Raw genomic sequence first — 16,645 nt, forward strand, 5'->3', positions numbered from 1 at the left:
CGTCTGACCCCACCCCCGCACGTCCCACCCCACCCGTACCACCCACCTCATCCCCTCACGAAAGCCCAGGAGGCATCCGATGTCCGCTTTCAGGAGAAGAACAGCCCTGGTCGCCGCCGCGCTGGCACTGGCCACCACCGTCTCCGCGTGCAGCGGCACCAACGGCGCGGGCGGCGCCGGCGGCGGTGACAAGGCCGACGGCGGCAAGGTCACCCTGCGCTGGTCGACCTGGGGCTCGGCCGAGGACACGGCGGTCTTCAAGGCCTTCACCGACGAGTTCGCCAAGAACCACCCCGAGATCACCCTCAAGCTGGAGCAGGTCGCCTCCTACGACGACTACCAGCCCAAGCTGCTCACCCAGCTCACTTCGAAGACCGCCCCCGACGTCTTCTACGTCGGCGACGACTACATCGGCAAGCTCGTCGCCGACGGCGTGCTCTCCCCGCTCGACGACAGGCTCGCCGGGCCGGACAGCCGCAGCAGGCCCGCCGACTTCTTCGAGGGCATCTACGGCGGTGCCAAGAAGGACGGCGTCACCTACGGCGTCCCCAACGACACCAACCCCGAGGTGCTCTGGTTCGACAAGAAGGCCCTGGCCGCCGCCGGCATCACCGAGGACCCGGCCGCGCTCAACGAGGCCGGCCAGTGGACCATGGCCAAGTACCTGGAGATGAACGCCAAGCTCAAGGCCGCCGGCCTGACCGGCTCGATCTTCTGGAACTGGTACGGCGCCAACTACAGCGTGGTCAACGGCTTCGGCGGCAAGGTCTGGGACGGCGGGAAGTTCGTCGCGACCACCGACCCGAAGACCCGCCAGGCGCTCAAGACCCTCGCCGACGGCTACCGGGACAAGACCTTCGCCTCCGCCGACCTGCTGCCCGAGGGCAACGGCGCGGCCACCCAGTTCGTCAAGCACAAGGCCGGCTTCTACGCCGGCGGCCGCTGGGTGATCGAGGGCATCGACAAGGGCGGCGACCGCGCGAACTACGACATCGTGCCGTTCCCGTCCGAGTCCGGGCAGCCGATCCCGGGCGCCGTCGCCGCCTCCTACCTGGCCATCAACAAGGACAGCAAGCACCAGAAGGAGGCCTTCACCTTCCTGACCGAGTTCGTCAGCAAGGAGGGCCAGCAGCTGCGGCTCAAGGGCGGCAGCGGCGTGCCGTCCGTGCGGGGCGCCGAGAACCTGGTGACCGACGCCAACTACCCGCCGCACGCCAGGACCTTCCTGGACGTGCGCGACCGGGGCTTCGCCAACTTCCCGGACGAGGTCGCCGTCCCCGGCCTGACCAAGGCGATCAACGACCAGCTGATGAAGATCTGGGAGGGCAAGACCGGCTTCGACGAGGGCATGGCCCAGCTGCAGACCCTGGTCGACGGCATGAAGGGCAAGCAGGGGTGAGCGCCGTCACCGAGACGGCGGCCCGGCGGCGCAAGCGCTCCGCCGCCGGGCCGGCCCCGGCCGCCCCCGCCGCGCGCGGCCGCGAGCCGCTCTGGCGCCGCCGTGACCGCCGGTGGGCCCTGGTCTTCCTCGCCCCCCAGCTGCTCGGGCTGCTGGTCTTCCTGGTCGGGCCGCTCGGCTTCGCCGTCGTCCTCTCCTTCATGCGCTGGGACGGCCTCGGCGACGCGACCTGGGTCGGCCTGGAGAACTTCCGCACCCAGCTGACCGACCCGGAGTTCGGCCGGGCGGTGTGGAACACCCTCAAGATCGGCCTGATCACCGTGCCCGGCGGCCTCGCGCTGGCGCTGCTGATCGCGCTCGCCCTGCACGGCGTGCGCGGGCGCACCGCCTACCGGGTGGTCTACTTCCTGCCCGTGGTGACCAGCTCGGTCGCGGTCTCGGTGATCTGGCAGATGATCCTCGGCGGCGGCGCCGACGGCATCCTCAACGGCACCGTCCACGACCTGTTCGGCATCACCCTGCCCGACTGGCTGGCCGACCCGGACTGGGTGGTGGTCGCCGTGGCGGTGGTGACCGTCTGGTCCTCGCTCGGACTCAACGTGGTCATCTTCCTGGCGGGCCTGGCCACCGTCCCGGTCAACCTGCTGGAGGCCGCCCGGATCGACGGCGCCGGGCCCTGGCAGACCCTGCGCTCGGTCACCCTGCCGCTGCTGTCGCCCACCGTCTTCTTCACCGTGGTGGTGTCGGTGATCAGCTCCTTCCAGGCCTTCGACCTGGTCTACGTGCTGGTCAACCCGGACCACAACGAGGGCGCCCAGACCATCGTCTACAAGGTCTACCAGCAGGGCTTCCGGGAGTTCCACTTCGGCCTGTCCAGTGCCGCCGCGCTGCTCCTGCTGCTGCTCACCCTGATCGTCACGGCGGTCCAGTTCCAGGCGCAGAAGCGCCTCGTCCACTACGAGTCCTGAGGCGCCGCCATGACCGTCCGCCACACCACCGCCCCCCGGCAGCTCCTGCTGCACACCGGGCTCGTCCTCGGTGGCCTGCTGATGCTGTTCCCGTTCGTCTGGATGGTGCTGACCTCCTTCAAGGGCGTCAGCCAGATGATCAACGAGCCGCTGTCCTGGCTGCCCTCGCCCTGGCGCGCGCGCAACTACCCGGACGTGCTGAACGAGGTGCCGATCGGGCGGGCCTACTGGAACAGCATGTACATCGCGGCGGTCACCGTCGCCGCCACCCTGCTCACCGGCGCCATGGCCGCCTACGCCTTCGCCCGGATCCCGTTCCGCGGCTCCGGGCCGCTGTTCGGTCTCTTCCTGGCCACCCAGATGGTCCCGGCCCAGGTCACCATCGTGCCGCTGTACATCATGCTGGCCAAGCTCCAGCTGATCGACTCCCACCTGGCGCTGATCCTGCCGGCCATCGCCAACCCCTTCGCCGTGTTCCTGCTGCGCCAGTTCATCCGGGCCGTCCCGGTGGAGCTGGAGGAGGCGGCCCGGATCGACGGCGCCGGCCGCTGGACGATCTTCTGGCGGATCGTGCTGCCCAACATCCGGCCCGGCCTGTGGACGCTCGGCATCATCGTCTTCCTGGCCAGCTGGAACAGCTACTTCTTCCCGCTGGTGTTCCTCAACTCCTCGGAGCTCTTCACCGTCCCGCTGCTGCTCGACTCCTTCAACTCCCAGCGCGGCGGCATCGACTACGGGCTCACCGCGGCACTGTCCGCGATGACCGTGGTGCCGATGCTGATCGCCTTCCTGGTCGGGCAGCGCAAGATCCTCAACAGCATGGCCTCCTCGGGCCTGGGAGGGCGCTGATGTCCCCGTCCCCTTCGTTCGGCGTCGAACTCGACCTCGTGGAGCGGCCGTTCACCGAACGCGGCGCGCGTCTGCTGGTCACCGCCGGCCCCGGCCCGGCGGACGGCCTGCGGGTCGCCCGGGCCGAGTACGAGACCCCGCTCGCCGAGACCACCGAACTCACCGGACTCCTGGTGCACGACGCCGACGGGCGTCCGCTGCCCGTCGTCTCGGCCACGCCCGTCGAGGTGGCCTTCGCCGGCGGCGTCTCGCTGCTGTTCGCCGACCCGGCCACCCTGGTGATCGCCGGGCACGGCGCTCGGGTCTCCTGGCGGCTGCCGGACGGCACCGGGCGCACCCTCGCGCCGGACGGCTGCCACGTGCTGGCCGGCCCGCCCGGGCGGTGGTCCGCCCCCGCCGTGCGGGCCGCCGCCGAGGCCCGCTGGGCCGACTGGTTCGCCCGGATGCCGGCCGTCCGCCCCGACCTCGCCGAGCGGGCCCGGATGGCCTGGTGGACGCTGGCGGTCAACCTGCTGCCGATCGCGGGCCGCGAGGGCCTCGTGCCGTCCAAGTACGGCTACGTCGGGGTCTGGAACTGGGACGCGCTGTTCCACGCCGTCGCGCTGCGGCACGGCGACCCGGCGCTCGCCCGCGACCAGATCCTGCTCTTCCTGGACCACCAGCTGCCCGACGGCCGGCTGCCCGACGTGGTGCACGAGCACGGCGTGCTCGCCGACACCACCGACCTGCCGCGCGCCGACCACGCCCGGCTCGCCGAGCACGTCGGCAGCGCCAACGGCGCGCGCCCCGAGCGCGCGCCGGTCCCGGTCACCAAACCGCCCCTCGCCGCCTGGGCCGTCTGGAAGGTCCACCGCAGCGACCCGGACCCGGCCTTCCTGGAGGCGGTCTACCCGCGGCTGGTGCGCGCGCACGCGTGGTGGTTCACCGCCTCCGACCCGGACGGCGACGGCCTGCCCGAGTACCTGCACCCGTACTCCTCCGGGCTCGACGACAGCCCGGTCTGGGACTACGGACCGCGGGCCGAGCCGCCCGACCTCAACTCCTACCTCGTCCTGGAGGCCGACCGGCTGGCCGACATCGCGGCCGCCCTCGGCCGCCCCGCCGAGGCCGCCGGCTGGCGCGAGCGCGCCGCCGCGCACGCCCGGCTGCTGGTCGACCGGCGCTGGGACGGCACCCGCTTCACCACCCTGGCGGCCGGCGCGCCGGTGCCCGTGCGCACCGCGCTGGACCTGATGCCCCTGTTCACCGGCCGGCTGCCCGCCGGGATCGCCGCCGTCCTGGAGCGGACCCTGCGCTCACCCTCCTACTGGGGCGAGCGGCCGGTGCCGACCGTGGCCTTCGACGACCCCGCCTTCGACCCCGAGGCGATGTGGCGCGGACCGGTCTGGCTCAACGTCAACTACCTGCTGACCGAGGGGCTTCATCGTTCCGGCTTCCCGGAGACCGCCGCCGAGCTGCGCGAGCGCACGCTCGCCATGGTCCGCGACGGGGGTGGCCTCTACGAGTACTGGAACCCCCTGACCGGCGCCCGCGCGCCCCGCGCCACCTCCGGCTTCGGCTGGTCGGCGGCGCTCTTCCTGGACCTCGCCAGGGCTGTCCGATAATCCGACTGTCCCTATTCTCCCTTCATCGCCCGACGCACCGTCACTACCCTTTGCCTGCGAACGGAGGCCCACCTCGACAGGGACGGAGCACCGACCATGCGAACCCGGCTCAGGCACACCCTCGTCCTCCTCGTGACCACCCTGCTGGCCGGGGCGGCGGCGCTGACCGCCGCGGCCCCGGCGAACGCCATCGTCGGCGGCACGCCGGCGAGCGCCGGACAGACCCCCTATCTCGTCTCGCTGGCCCGCGGCGCGCACGTCTGCGGCGGCACCGTCCTCGACGCCACGACGATCGTCACCGCCGCCCACTGCGTCGCGGGCACGGACGCCGGCGTGCTCACCGTGCGGGCCGGCAGCCTCCAGCACGCCTCCGGCGGCGCGCGGGTCAAGGCCGCCGCCGTCGTCGCGCACCCCTCCTACAGCTCCGCGACGCTCGACTACGACCTCGCCCTGGTGCGCCTGGCCGCCCCGCTCGACGCCACCGGCATCGCCGCACTCCCGCTCGCCGCCACCGGCAGCGACCCCTCCTCCGGCCGGGCCCAGGCCTCCGGCTGGGGCGCCACCGCCGAGGGCGGCCCGCTGTCCGCCGCCGCCCGGATCGTCACCGTCCCCCTGATCGGGCGCGACGCGTGCCGCCGGGCGTACGGGCCCTCCGTCGTCACCGACCGGATGATCTGCGCGGGGGAGGACGCCGGCGGCAAGGACGCCTGCCAGGGCGACAGCGGCGGCCCGCTCGTCCAGGGCGGCGTCCTGGTCGGCGTCATCTCCTGGGGCGCGGGCTGCGGCCGGCCCGCCACCGCCGGCGTCTACACCCGGATCGGCGCGCTGCGCCCCTGGATCGACGCCCACCGCAACGGCTGACGGCCCGGCGGCCCCGGCGGCCCGGAATCCCGTTGCGCGGGCGGCGGCGGGCCGGTGATGATCCGTGGCATGACCGCCGACGGCACCGCGCAGGACCTGCGCCCCTACCCCAAGATCCCGGCCCGCGGCGGCGTCGCGGCCTCCGGCGCCCGCGTCTGGGCCGCGGTGGAGAAGGTGCACGGGGCGCACTTCGCCGTCGTCTGCGACCGCGGCGGCGTGCGGCCCGCCAAGCGGCGCGAACTCCTCGCCGACGAGGCGCTCGACGACTTCTTCGGGGTCAGCCGGATCTGGCCCGCGCTCGCGGTCGCGGCGGCCCGCTTCGCGGCGGCGGCGCGGGCGGGCGCGGGCGCGGACCCCGGCGCGGTGGTGACCGTCTACGGCGAACTCGCCGGCGGCGGCTACCCGCACCCCGGGGTGCCCGCCGTCGACGGGGTGCGGCCGGTGCAGACCGGCGTCTGGTACGCGCCCGGCCTGCACTGGCTGCCCTTCGACGCCACCGTGGAGACCGCCGGCGGCCCGTGCTGGCTCGCCGACGACGCGCTGCGCGGGGCCGCGGCCGCCGCCGGGCTGCCGTGCGTCCCCGCCCTCGGCCGGGGCGGGCTGACCGCGCTCCAGGAACTGCCCGCCGTGTTCCCCAGCCGGGTCCCGGCCCTGCTGGGCCTGCCCGCGCTGGACGGCAACCCGGCCGAGGGCTACGTCCTCAAGCCGGCCGGGGCCTGGCCGCCGGAGGCCGGGGCGCGGCCCCTGCTGAAGGTCAAGCAGCCCGCCTTCGCCGAGGACGAGCGCTTCGGCGGCGCCCGCCCCTACCTGCCGCCGCCGGACGGCGCGGCCGGCGTCCCCGCCTGGCTCCTGGTGCGGGCCACCGCGCTGCTCACCCCCGCCCGCGCGGCCGCCGCCGTCAGCAAGCTCGGGCCCCGCACCCCGGCGGCCGCCGTCGCCGAGGAGATCGCCGCCGACCTCACCGGGGAACTCGCCGAGGCCCTCGGCGGCCTGCCGCCCGAGACCGGGCGCGCCCTCCGGCGGGCCCTCGCCCCGGCCGCCCTCGCCCTCGCCCGCTTCGACGCCGAGGACCGGCGCGCCGCCTGACCCGGCCGCGCTCCGCCGCGCTCGCGCGCGGCCCTTCTCAGACCGGCACGGCCGTACGGTGGCGTGCGCGGGGTTCCGGTGGGCGGACCCAGGCGTCGAGGACGGCGGCGGAGAACAGGCCCAGCCCCCGGGCGCGGGCCCGGAGCAGGTCGCCCGGGGTGTCGACGTCCAGCCGCAGACCGGGACCGGCGGCCAGCAGCGGCTCCCCGGCGCCGGCCGCCCGGTCGAAGGAAGGGGCCAGGTCGGCGGCGCGCAGGGCCGTCACCGCGGCGGCGCCGGTGCCGGTGTGGTCGGCGACCCGGGCCCGCCGGTGGCGCCGCGCCTGCGTCAGTGCCTCCGCCAGCTCCTGGGGCCGCAGGGTGGGCAGGTCGGAGGCGAGCACGGCCACCGGACGGTCCGGGGCGAGCGCCGCGGCCCCCGCGAGGGCGGCCGCGTTCGGCCCGGCCCGCCGCCCCTCCGGCACCACCGCCGCCCCGAGCGTCTGCGCCTGCCGGGCGGCCAGCGGATCGTCGGTCACCACCAGCACCGGCCCGACACCGGGCGTGGCCCGCACCGCCCGCAGCGTGTCCAGGTAGAACGCGTGGGCCAGCTCCGCGTGGTGACGCCCACTGTGCCGGGCCAGCCGCTGCTTCGCCACCCCGAAGGGCCGCACCGGCAGCACCACCGACCAGAGCACACTCTCCCGATACGGCTCAGCTGTCATGCGCCCACCCTCCGGCCCTCCGCTGGAGGCCGCCTCCATCTCCGCTGGAGTCCCGGTCGTGCCCGGCCCGCCGGGCGCGAACCGTTGCGTCGGCGGGCCGCTTCCATTTACCTTTGCTTTCAAAGCAAACGATGGGAGCGCCCTCATGAGCTGGAACGAACGGATCATCAAGGAATTCCGGGAGAACAACGGGAAGGTGGGCGGCATGTTCGAAGGCGCCCCGATGGTGGTGCTCACCACCGCCGGCCGCCGCACGGGCAAGCCGCACACCACCCCGGCGGTCCACCTGTACGACGACGGCCGCTACCTGGTGTTCGCCTCCAACGCCGGCGGCCCGGAACACCCCGACTGGTACCTCAACCTGGTCGCCTCGCCCCAGGTCACCGTGGAGACCGGCACCGACGAGGGGCGGGTGAAGCCGTTCGCCGCCCGCGCCGTCGTGCTGGAGGGCGAGGAGCGCGACCGGCTGTACGAGCGGCAGTGCGCCGTCGACCCGGCCTTCCGCGAGTACCAGCGGAAGACCGACCGGATCATCCCGGTGGTCGCCCTGTACCCGCTGGACCTCGCCGGCGACGAGGAGCGCAACCGGATGATCGGCCGTCAGCTGATCGCCCATCACGACGAGTTGCGCGCCGAGATCGCCGAGGTCCGGGCCGCCGTCGAGAGCGCCCTGAACGGCGGGGCCGCCGACCGCCCGGGCGCCGACCTCGCCCGGCAACTGCACCGCCGCTGCCTCGGCTTCTGCTACGGACTGCAGATGCACCACACCCGCGAGGACGGCGCCTTCACCGCCTTCGAGCGGCAGTTCCCGCACCTGGTGCCCGCCGTCACCCGGCTGCGCGAGGAGCACAGGACGGTCGAGCGGGCCCTCGCCCGGCTGGAGGAGCTGCTGGAGCGCGGCCCCGCGTCCGACGGCGGCGACGTCGCCGCCCTGCGGGCGGAGGTCGACGGGGTGATCGACGGCCTGGAGGAGCACTTCGCCTACGAGGAGGAACACCTGCTCCCGGCGCTGGACGTGCGCCGGCCCTCCTGACCGCTCCCGTCCGCCCGCGCCGTGACGGTGCCGCGCCGTGACGGCCCCGCGCCGTGACGCGACCGGGCCGTGACGGGGCGTCGGCCGGCGGTCATACTGGGCGCCGGACGCGGGGAGGAGCGGTCGGTGGAGCGGACGTTGCGGGGGGTCGCGGCACTCGCCGAGGCGGTCGTGGAGGTCGGCGCCGCCCCGCTGGGCCTGGACGTGCCGGTCACCGGGCTGGACGTGTTCGACCGGGCGGAGCCCGGCGCCGAACCGGGCGCCCTGGTGGTCGCCGTCGGAGTCGACCCGCGCTCGGAGCGGGCCGAGGCGCTGGTCCGGGCGGCCGGACGCGACCGGGCGGCGGCGGTGGTGTTCCGCGAGGAGGGCGCCGGTGCGCCGAACGAGGCGCTGCGGGCCGCCGCGGCCGAGGCCGGCACCGCGGTGCTGCTGCGCCGGCCGTGGGCCGACTGGGCGCAGCTGATCGGCACCCTGCGGGCCGGGCTCGCGGTGGCCGAGGAGGCCGAGGTGGCCAACGTGCCGCTCGGCGACCTGGACGCGCTGGCCGAGGCGCTCGCCGCGCTGGTGGGCGGCGCGGTGACCATCGAGAGCCCGGACTCCCGGGTGCTCGCCTACTCCTCCGACAACCGGGACGTCGACGACATCCGCCGCTCCACCATCCTGGCCCGCCGGGTGCCGGCCGAACGCCGGGCGGCGATGCGCGAGGACGGCTTCCTCGCGCTGCTGCGCCGCACCCCGGGCGCGCTGCACCGCCGGGCCGACGGCACCGCCCCCGAACGCGCGGCCGTCGCGGTGCGGGCCGGCGAGGAGGTGCTCGGCTCGCTGTGGGTCGCGCCGACCGGCCGCCCGCTGCCGCCGACCGTCGCCGAGGCGCTGCGGGCGGCGGCCCGGATCGCGGCCCCGCACCTGCTGCACGACCGGGCCCGCCGCGGCGGGGAGCGCGCACTGGTGCGGGAGGCGGCCCGCGCCCTGATGGCCGGTCGCGGCTCGGCGGACCTGCCGGCCGCCCGCACCGGACTGCCGCCGGCCGAGCCGTGCGCCGTGCTGGCGCTCGCCGTCGCCGCCGGGCCCGGGCCGGACCCGGTCGCCGGCGGGCGGCTGGCCCGCTCGGCGCTCGCCGCCTGCGCGCGGCGCGGCCACCCCGCCGTGGCGGTGGCCGCCGACGACGGCGCCCGGGTGCTGCTCGGCGGTCTGGACCCCGACCCGCGGCTCGCCGCCGACCGGCTCTCCCGGCTGGCCGGCGCGCTCGCGCGGGACCTGTCGGAGGAGTTCGGCCGGCCGGTGCGGATCGGCGTCGGCGAGGTGCGCGCCGCCCTCGACCGGGCGGCGGAGTCCGCCCGCACGGCCGCCCAGGCGCTGCGCGCGCTGCGGCTGGGCCGCTCCCCGCGGCTTCCCCCGGCCGCCGGGATCGGCGAAGTCGCCGACACCGTCGCCCTGTTGGGTTTCCTGGACGCGCTGCGCGAGCACCCGCCGCCCGGGCCGGACGGCTCGGTGGCGCGGCTGGCGGCGCACGCGGCGAAGCCGGGGGAGGAGGTGCTGCTGGACACGCTGCGCGCCTACCTGGAGCACGCCGGGGACGGCGCGCGGGCCGCCGCCGCGCTGGGCGTGCCCGCCAGCACCTTCCGCTACCGCCGGCAGAAGGCCGAGCGGCTCAGCGGCATCGACCTGGACGACCCGGACGCCCGGCTGCTCGCCCAGCTGCAGCTGCGCCTGCTCGCCCTGGACGCCGCCGAGCGCGACTGACGTGGTCGTGGGCGGCGACGATCCGGCCCCGCCTTCGCCTCCGCACGCCAACCCCGGCGGCCGGCCCGCGGGCGGCGCCGTCCGGTCGGGTGACGCGGGGCCGTCGCCGGGAATCCGCGCCGTGGGACGAAGACGCGGCCCTCGCCCGCCCGGCAGCCTGGTGCCGTGCCCGGGGCGATCCCGTCCCCCGCTCCGGGCGTCCGCCCGCCCGCCGAGCCCGTGGAGCGTGACCCGATGACCCTGCCCCAGCCCGCCGCCCCCGGACCGGACGCCGCCGGACCGGCCGCCGGACCCGCCGAGGTCGGCCCGGACGCCGCCGCCCGCCGGGAACTCGTCCTGCGCGAGGCCGTCCGCCGCCGGCTGCTCGACCCGGAGGACGCCCTGCTCGCCGCCTTCGTCGACCTCGACGGCGTCGCCGCGAGTGTCGCCGCCCTGCGCGGCGCCTTCCCGGCCGAGGCCGACGTCCTGCACGCCTTCGCGGCCAAGGCCAACTGCCTGGTGCCGCTGCTGTCCCGGCTGCGCGAGCTCGGCATGGGCTGCGAGGTGGCCAGCCCCGGCGAGCTCGCCCAGGCCCTCGCCGCCGGCTTCGACCCCGCGCGGATCGTCCTCGACTCGCCCGCCAAGACCCGCCGGGAGCTGGTCCGGGCCCTGGAGCTCGGCGTCGCCGTCAACATCGACAGCTGGCAGGAGCTCGACCGGGTCGACGACCTGCTTCGGGCCGGCACCTCCGCCTCCCGGCTGGGCGTGCGGGTCAACCCGCAGATCGGCGGCGGGACGATCGGCGCGATGAGCACCGCCACCCCCACGTCCAAGTTCGGCATCCCGCTGGCGGACGAGGGCAACGCGAAGCGGCTGGTGGAGGCGTTCCGCGCCCGCCCCTGGCTCAGCTGGATCCACGTCCACGTCGGCTCGCAGGGCTGCCCTCTGGACCTCCTGGCCGAGGGCGTCGGCCGGGCCGTCGCCTTCGCCGAGCGGGTCAACGCCGAGCTGGGCCGCCGCCAGGTGACGGGCATCGACCTCGGCGGCGGACTGTCCGTCAACTTCGCCGACGACACCACCGCCCCCACCTACGCCGACTACGTCGGACGGCTGCGCGCGCACGCTCCTGAGCTGTTCGACGGCCGCTACCGGGTGGTCACCGAGTTCGGCCGCTCGCTGCTCGCCAAGAACGGCTTCACCGCCGCGTACGTCGAGTACACCAAGGTCGCCGGGGGCCGCTCGATCGCCATCACCCACGCCGGCGCCCAGGTCGCCACCCGCACGGTGTTCATGCCGGACGCCTGGCCGCTGCGGATCACCGCGCACCACTCCTCGGGCGCCGCCAAGGAGAGCGGCGAGCCGGTGCCGCAGGACGTCGCCGGGCCCTGCTGCTTCGCCGGCGACCTGCTGGCCAGGGCCCGGCCGCTGCCGCCGCTGGAGCCGGGCGACCTGGTCGCGCTGCTCGACACCGGCGCGTACTACGCGAGCACCCACTTCCAGTACAACAGCCTGCCCGAGCCGGCCGTGCACGGCTTCACCGTGGACGCCGGGGGCGCGGTGCACTTCGAGCCGCTGCGCCGGGCCCAGCCCGTCGAGGAGCTGATCCGGCCGGTCGGCTGACCCACGACCGGGGTCGCGATCCGGTGACGGAGCGTCAAGACAGCAGACCGGAAGGGGTTCCCGGACGGCGCGGCGCGGGTATCACCCTGCCGCGACCGCCGTCCCCTGCCGCGGTGCGACAGCCTCAGCTCGTCGAAGGAGGCCCCGTCATGTCCACCCGAACCCCCACCGGTGCCCGACCCCCCGCCGATCCCGAGGCCCAGGACGTGCGCACGGTGCGCCGCCTGCGCCTCGGGATCGGCCTCCTCGGCTTCCTGCTGCCGATCGTGCTGCCCGTCGGCAACAGCCTCACCTCCGCCCGGATCGCGCTGCTCAGCTCGATGAGCGCCTCCTACTACACCCACATGCGCAACGTCTTCGTCGGCGGCCTGTGCGCCATCGGCGTCTTCCTGATCTGCTACCGCCACGACCGCCGGGAGGACCGGCTGAGCTCGGTGGCCGGGGTGCTGGCGATCGGGGTGGCGCTCTTCCCCACCGAGCCGCCGGACTCCGTCACCGCGCACCCCAGCGGCGCGCAGACGGCCGTCGGCATGGTCCACCTCGCCTTCGCCGCGGGGCTGTTCGGCGTGCTCGCGTACTTCTGCCTGCGGCTGTTCGCGGACTCGCCGGCCGGCGGAGGGCGGCGCCCGGCCCGTGACTGGGTCTACCTGGTCTGCGGCTGGGTGATCGTGGCGGGGATGGCGACGGTCGCCGCGGCCGGGCTGCTCCACCTGGCCCGGGACTGGCCGCTGACCCTGCCCTACCTGGGCGAGGCGGTCTCCGTGCTCGCCTTCGGCGTGGCCTGGCTGGTGAAGAGCGAGGCGCTCACCGGCCTCGCCCCGCGCCCCGCCCGGGCCGCCACCGCGGGCCCGTAGGTGCCGGTGCCCCCGGGTGCCGATGGCAGGATGCTTGCGGCCGGTGTCGGACCGGCCGGGGCGTGCCGCGGCGCCCGTCGGCACCGCGGGGGAGCGGAGGAGAGGCCGATGGGCCGCAGGAAGCACCACGTGGCCGTGCTGGTCCTGGAGGGCGCCAAGCCGCTGGACGTGGGCATCCCGGCCCAGGTGTTCTCCAGCCGGCCGAGCATGCCGTACACCGTGCGGGTCTGCGGCCCGGCGCCCGGGCTGGTGGCCGGCGGCGACGGCCTCTCCTACCACGTGGCCGAGGGGCTGGAGGCGGTCGAGCACGCCGACACCGTCTTCGTGCCCGGCTACCGCGACCCGGCCACCACCGAACCCCCGGCGGCCGTCGTCGAGGCGCTGGTGGCCGCGCACCGGCGGGGCGCCCGGCTGGCCGCGATCTCCACCGGCGCGTTCGCGCTCGCGGCCACCGGGCTGCTCGACGGCAAGCGGGCGACCACCCACTGGCACTACGCCAAGGCCCTGGCGGAGCGCCACCCCCGCATCCGGGTCGACGAGAACGTGCTGTTCGTCGACGAGGGCGCCGTGCTCACCTCGGCGGGCGCGGCCTCCGGCATCGACCTCTGCCTGCACCTGGTGCGGCGCGATCACGGCGTCGGGCTGTCCAACCACGTGGCGCGGCGGCTGGTCGCCGCGCCCTACCGCAGCGGCGGCCAGGCCCAGTACGTGCCGCGCAGCGTGCCCGAGCCGCTGGGGGACCTCTTCGCCGACACCCGTGAGTGGGCCCTGGAACACCTCGCCGAGCAGCTGACCCTGGAGGGGCTCGCCCGGCACGCCCGGGTCTCGGCGCGCACCTTCTCGCGGCGGTTCGTGGAAGACACCGGCTACACGCCCATGCAATGGGTGCTGCGGGCCCGGGTGGACCTCGCGCGCGAGCTGCTGGAGCGCACCGACCTGGGGGTCGAGCAGATCGCCGACCGGGTCGGGCTCGGCACCGGGGCGAACCTGCGGCTGCACTTCCACCGCGTCCTCGGCACCTCGCCCACCGAGTACCGGCACACCTTCGCGGCCCGCTCGGAGGACTGAACGCGGCGCGGGCCGGCGCCGTCGCGGTCCGGGCGCCCGTGCGGGGTGTGCCCGATCGTGCAAAAGCGGGGCGCATTCCGCCCCTTCGGGGGCCGCGCTGACTATCGTTGGCGCCAGAAGTGGTCTAGTCCAACCCTCAGCGCTCTCAACTGGACGCCACCGCAACGAATCTGACGATCCGACGGAGAAGCCCGCGCCATGCAAAGAGTCTGCCTCGCCCTGCCCACCATGCGGACCTGTCCCGACACCATCGTGGACCTCGCCGAGGAGGCGGCCTACGCCGTCGCGAACTTCGGGGTCGAGGTGCACCTCCTCGTCCTCGACACCACCGACACCACCGACGCCGCCGGATTCGCGAAGAACGCGGAGGCGGTGGCCTCGCTGCCCCCCACCCCGGGCGTCTTCGTCCACCACCTCGGCGAGGCGCGGCAGCGGGAGTTCTTCCGCCGGGTGACCGAGCGCTCCGGCGCCGCCGACCCCGAGGTGCTGCTCGACATGATGGTCCCGCAGGACGTCGCGTACGGCTCCTGCGTCAACCGGATCTTCCTGGGCGCGGCCGCCCTGGGCTGCACCTCGGCGCACCTGCGCAACGACGACGCCGACTTCCAGGTCCTCGACGGGCAGAAGGTCTTCCCGATCCACCACGAGCTGCTCTCGATCGGCAAGCCGGCCGGCGAGGCGGTGGCCGGCGTGACCCGCTCCGAGCTCGACCCGGCGGACGCGGACAAGCCGGTGATGCTGGTCAGCGGCTCCTTCATGGGCGAGCTCAACGTGGACATCGGCGAGATCCGCGAGCTGGACCCGGAGGTCTACCGCGACATCGTGCGCCTGTGGACCCCGCCGGTGTGGCCGGACGAGGACCGGGACGCGATGGTGGACGTCTCCTTCAAGGGCACCGGCACCGAGCCGTTCACCGCCGACCATTCCGTCCTCGGCGTGCCCGACATCTGGGACGTCTTCATGTGCAACGTCGCCCTGGACCACCGGGGCTACGAGGTGCTGCCGCTGCTGCCCTCGGTCCGCACCCTCGGCTGCGACTACGCCCTGCTGCACTCCCTGGTCCACGCCAAGCTGCCCGGCGTCGTCCACAACCGCCACATCGTCAACTACTACACGCCCGAGCGCCGCACCGGCGCCGGCTTCGTCCCCTACCAGCTGGGGTTCGTCAAGCTCCTGCTCTCGATGCTGTACCTGTACCCGGTCTACGGCGGGATGATCGACCTCGGCCGAGGGCTGCTGGACGAGCGGCACGGGCTGAAGGGCGAGGCGATCCTCGACCTGGTGCGCGGCAGCGTCGACTGGGACCGGGCCGGGAACGAGCACTGCCTGGACGTCCTGGACCGCTCCTACCGCAAGCTGGGCGGCAAGTACGCCGAGCTCGCGGACGTGGTGGCCGGGCGGCGTGAGCAGCTCCTGGACGAGGCGCAGGAGGACGCCCGGCGCTGGGCGGTCCTGATCGAGGCCTGGGCGCCCCTGGTCGCCGCCGCCCGCGCGGAGGGGCTCGCCACCGCCTAGCCAGGCGGAACCGGCAGGTGGCCGTCCGGGCGGTTCCGGGGCGGCCACCGGGTCGTGCTCGTCCGCAGGGCCGCCGGAGGGTGGCGGGATCCTTGCGGTCGTTGGCGGGGAGTCTGGCGGGATCCTTGCGCACCATGTCGATCCGGCCCCTGTCCGGTCCGCTCCGACCGGTCGATGATTGAACCGTCATCAAACGACCGGAAGATCCGGAACGTCCGGAGCGCACCGGAACGACCCAGGGAGCCCTCATGACCCGCATCGCCATCAACGGCTTCGGCCGCATCGGCCGCAACAGCCTGCGCGCCCTGGTGGAGCGCGGCAGCGAGCTGGAGGTGGTCGCCGTCAACGACCTCACCTCGATCGACTCGCTCGCCCACCTGCTCCGCTTCGACAGCTCGCTCGGCCGCTTCCGCCGCCCGGTGCGGGTCGAGGGGGACGAGCTGGTCGTCGACGGCCGCCGGATCAAGGTGCTCGCCGAGCGCGACCCCGCCGACCTGCCGTGGGCCGAACTCGGCGTGGACATCGTGCTGGAGGCCACCGGCCGCTTCACCTCCGCCGAGGCCGCCCGCGCCCACCTCAAGGCCGGGGCGCGCAAGGTCCTGGTGAGCGCCCCGTCCGACGGCGCCGACGTCACCCTGGCCTACGGCGTGAACACCGACGCCTACGACCCGGCCGGGCACGTGATCGTCTCCAACGCCTCCTGCACCACCAACGCGCTCGCCCCGCTCGCCTCCGTGCTGGACGAACTGGCCGGCATCGAGCACGGCTTCATGACCACCGTGCACGCCTACACCCAGGAGCAGAACCTCCAGGACGGCCCGCACCGCGACCCGCGCCGTGCCCGCGCCGCCGGCGTCAACATCGTGCCGACCACCACCGGCGCCGCCAAGGCCATCGGCCTGGTCCTGCCGAACCTCGACGGCAAGCTCTCCGGCGACTCCATCCGGGTGCCGGTCCCGGTCGGCTCCATCGTCGAGCTGAACACCACGGTCGAGCGCGAGGTCACCCGCGAGGAGGTGCTCGCCGCCTACCGCGCCGCCGCCGACGGCCCGCTGAAGGGCATCCTCGACTACGCCGACGAGCCTCTGGTCTCCAGCGACATCACCGGCGAGCCGGCCTCCTCGATCTTCGACGCCGCCCTGACCCGGGTCGACGGCAAGCACGTCAAGGTGGTCGCCTGGTACGACAACGAGTGGGGCTTCTCCAACCGGGTCATCGACACCCTGGAGCTGCTCTCCCGGGGCTGACCCGCCCGCGCGCCGGTATCGCTGCGGTGATGTGACACGGGTGTTGCGTCCCCGTGGCGATCCTCCGGCGGCCCTTGAGCGGCCCCGGCCGCTGTGTGACGGTGGACGGCACGCCC

At 75.0% G+C, this 16,645-nt stretch carries 14 protein-coding genes; 13 read left to right on the forward strand and 1 reads right to left on the reverse strand.

Features of this window, described 5'->3' with window-relative positions; translation table 11 throughout:
- Positions 1 to 79: 79 nt before the first annotated feature.
- From ABT093_RS32635 to ABT093_RS32660, 6 genes are all read left to right on the forward strand, one after another.
- Positions 80 to 1,399 carry an ABC transporter substrate-binding protein gene (locus ABT093_RS32635; protein WP_350570522.1) on the forward strand — a complete coding sequence of 440 codons (1,320 nt, stop codon included), beginning with the start codon at positions 80 to 82 and terminating at the stop codon, positions 1,397 to 1,399.
- Positions 1,396 to 2,367, forward strand: coding sequence for a carbohydrate ABC transporter permease (locus ABT093_RS32640; RefSeq protein WP_350570524.1), 972 nt, complete (start codon positions 1,396 to 1,398; stop codon positions 2,365 to 2,367). Before ABT093_RS32635 ends, ABT093_RS32640 begins: the two co-directional genes overlap by 4 nt.
- 9 nt (positions 2,368 to 2,376) lie before the next feature.
- A complete protein-coding gene (locus ABT093_RS32645) occupies positions 2,377 to 3,216 on the forward strand; it encodes a carbohydrate ABC transporter permease (protein ID WP_350570526.1) in 840 nt (279 codons plus the stop codon).
- Positions 3,216 to 4,820 carry an amylo-alpha-1,6-glucosidase gene (locus tag ABT093_RS32650; protein ID WP_350570527.1) on the forward strand — a complete coding sequence of 535 codons (1,605 nt, stop codon included), beginning with the start codon at positions 3,216 to 3,218 and terminating at the stop codon, positions 4,818 to 4,820. The genes ABT093_RS32645 and ABT093_RS32650 overlap by 1 nt, the downstream gene beginning before the upstream one ends.
- A 96-nt stretch (positions 4,821 to 4,916) precedes the next feature.
- Positions 4,917 to 5,681, forward strand: coding sequence for a serine protease (locus ABT093_RS32655; RefSeq protein ID WP_350570529.1), 765 nt, complete (start codon positions 4,917 to 4,919; stop codon positions 5,679 to 5,681).
- A gap of 69 nt (positions 5,682 to 5,750) precedes the next feature.
- Complete coding sequence (locus ABT093_RS32660) at positions 5,751 to 6,767, forward strand: RNA ligase family protein (protein ID WP_350570530.1); 1,017 nt, start codon at positions 5,751 to 5,753, stop codon at positions 6,765 to 6,767.
- Between the two features lie 37 nt (positions 6,768 to 6,804).
- On the opposite strand, the gene ABT093_RS32665 is transcribed toward ABT093_RS32660, so the two are convergent.
- Positions 6,805 to 7,470: an NTP transferase domain-containing protein gene (locus ABT093_RS32665; RefSeq protein WP_350570531.1), complete on the reverse strand. Its 666-nt coding sequence runs from the start codon at positions 7,468 to 7,470 to the stop codon at positions 6,805 to 6,807.
- A 145-nt stretch (positions 7,471 to 7,615) separates the two neighbouring features.
- Here ABT093_RS32665 and ABT093_RS32670 point away from each other — a divergent pair, with 145 nt between their 5' ends.
- From ABT093_RS32670 to gap, 7 genes are all read left to right on the forward strand, one after another.
- Entirely contained in the window at positions 7,616 to 8,503 is an 888-nt protein-coding gene (locus ABT093_RS32670; RefSeq protein ID WP_350570532.1) for a nitroreductase/quinone reductase family protein, read from the forward strand.
- Positions 8,504 to 8,629: 126 nt separating this feature from the next.
- Positions 8,630 to 10,246: a helix-turn-helix domain-containing protein gene (locus ABT093_RS32675; protein WP_350570533.1), complete on the forward strand. Its 1,617-nt coding sequence runs from the start codon at positions 8,630 to 8,632 to the stop codon at positions 10,244 to 10,246.
- Positions 10,247 to 10,480: 234 nt separating this feature from the next.
- A complete protein-coding gene (locus ABT093_RS32680; protein WP_350570535.1) occupies positions 10,481 to 11,845 on the forward strand; it encodes a type III PLP-dependent enzyme domain-containing protein in 1,365 nt (454 codons plus the stop codon).
- A gap of 149 nt (positions 11,846 to 11,994) precedes the next feature.
- Entirely contained in the window at positions 11,995 to 12,699 is a 705-nt protein-coding gene (locus ABT093_RS32685; protein WP_350570537.1) for a DUF998 domain-containing protein, read from the forward strand.
- A gap of 108 nt (positions 12,700 to 12,807) precedes the next feature.
- Positions 12,808 to 13,767, forward strand: coding sequence for a GlxA family transcriptional regulator (locus ABT093_RS32690; RefSeq protein WP_350570538.1), 960 nt, complete (start codon positions 12,808 to 12,810; stop codon positions 13,765 to 13,767).
- A gap of 198 nt (positions 13,768 to 13,965) precedes the next feature.
- Positions 13,966 to 15,282 (forward strand): DUF6271 family protein, encoded by a 1,317-nt coding sequence (locus ABT093_RS32695; protein WP_350570540.1) that lies wholly within the window; start codon positions 13,966 to 13,968, stop codon positions 15,280 to 15,282.
- 248 nt (positions 15,283 to 15,530) lie between these two features.
- A complete protein-coding gene (gene gap, locus ABT093_RS32700; RefSeq protein ID WP_350570541.1) occupies positions 15,531 to 16,529 on the forward strand; it encodes a type I glyceraldehyde-3-phosphate dehydrogenase in 999 nt (332 codons plus the stop codon).
- Positions 16,530 to 16,645 lie beyond the last annotated feature (116 nt).

The organism is Kitasatospora sp. NPDC002551 (assembly GCF_040296005.1).
In the GTDB taxonomy this organism is placed as follows: domain Bacteria; phylum Actinomycetota; class Actinomycetes; order Streptomycetales; family Streptomycetaceae; genus Kitasatospora.

What these genes read in the sequence shown, in the direction of transcription:
- ABT093_RS32645 (WP_350570526.1), top strand. Translation starts at nt 2,377, where the DNA reads ATGACCGTCCGCCACACCACCGCCCCCCGGCAGCTCCTGCTGCACACC.
- ABT093_RS32680 (WP_350570535.1), top strand. Translation starts at nt 10,481, where the DNA reads ATGACCCTGCCCCAGCCCGCCGCCCCCGGACCGGACGCCGCCGGACCG.
- gap (WP_350570541.1), top strand. Translation starts at nt 15,531, where the DNA reads ATGACCCGCATCGCCATCAACGGCTTCGGCCGCATCGGCCGCAACAGC.
- ABT093_RS32695 (WP_350570540.1), top strand. Translation starts at nt 13,966, where the DNA reads ATGCAAAGAGTCTGCCTCGCCCTGCCCACCATGCGGACCTGTCCCGAC.
- ABT093_RS32685 (WP_350570537.1), top strand. Translation starts at nt 11,995, where the DNA reads ATGTCCACCCGAACCCCCACCGGTGCCCGACCCCCCGCCGATCCCGAG.
- ABT093_RS32655 (WP_350570529.1), top strand. Translation starts at nt 4,917, where the DNA reads ATGCGAACCCGGCTCAGGCACACCCTCGTCCTCCTCGTGACCACCCTG.
- ABT093_RS32660 (WP_350570530.1), top strand. Translation starts at nt 5,751, where the DNA reads ATGACCGCCGACGGCACCGCGCAGGACCTGCGCCCCTACCCCAAGATC.
- ABT093_RS32670 (WP_350570532.1), top strand. Translation starts at nt 7,616, where the DNA reads ATGAGCTGGAACGAACGGATCATCAAGGAATTCCGGGAGAACAACGGG.
- ABT093_RS32635 (WP_350570522.1), top strand. Translation starts at nt 80, where the DNA reads ATGTCCGCTTTCAGGAGAAGAACAGCCCTGGTCGCCGCCGCGCTGGCA.
- ABT093_RS32690 (WP_350570538.1), top strand. Translation starts at nt 12,808, where the DNA reads ATGGGCCGCAGGAAGCACCACGTGGCCGTGCTGGTCCTGGAGGGCGCC.
- ABT093_RS32665 (WP_350570531.1), bottom strand. Translation starts at nt 7,470, where the DNA reads ATGACAGCTGAGCCGTATCGGGAGAGTGTGCTCTGGTCGGTGGTGCTG.
- ABT093_RS32650 (WP_350570527.1), top strand. Translation starts at nt 3,216, where the DNA reads ATGTCCCCGTCCCCTTCGTTCGGCGTCGAACTCGACCTCGTGGAGCGG.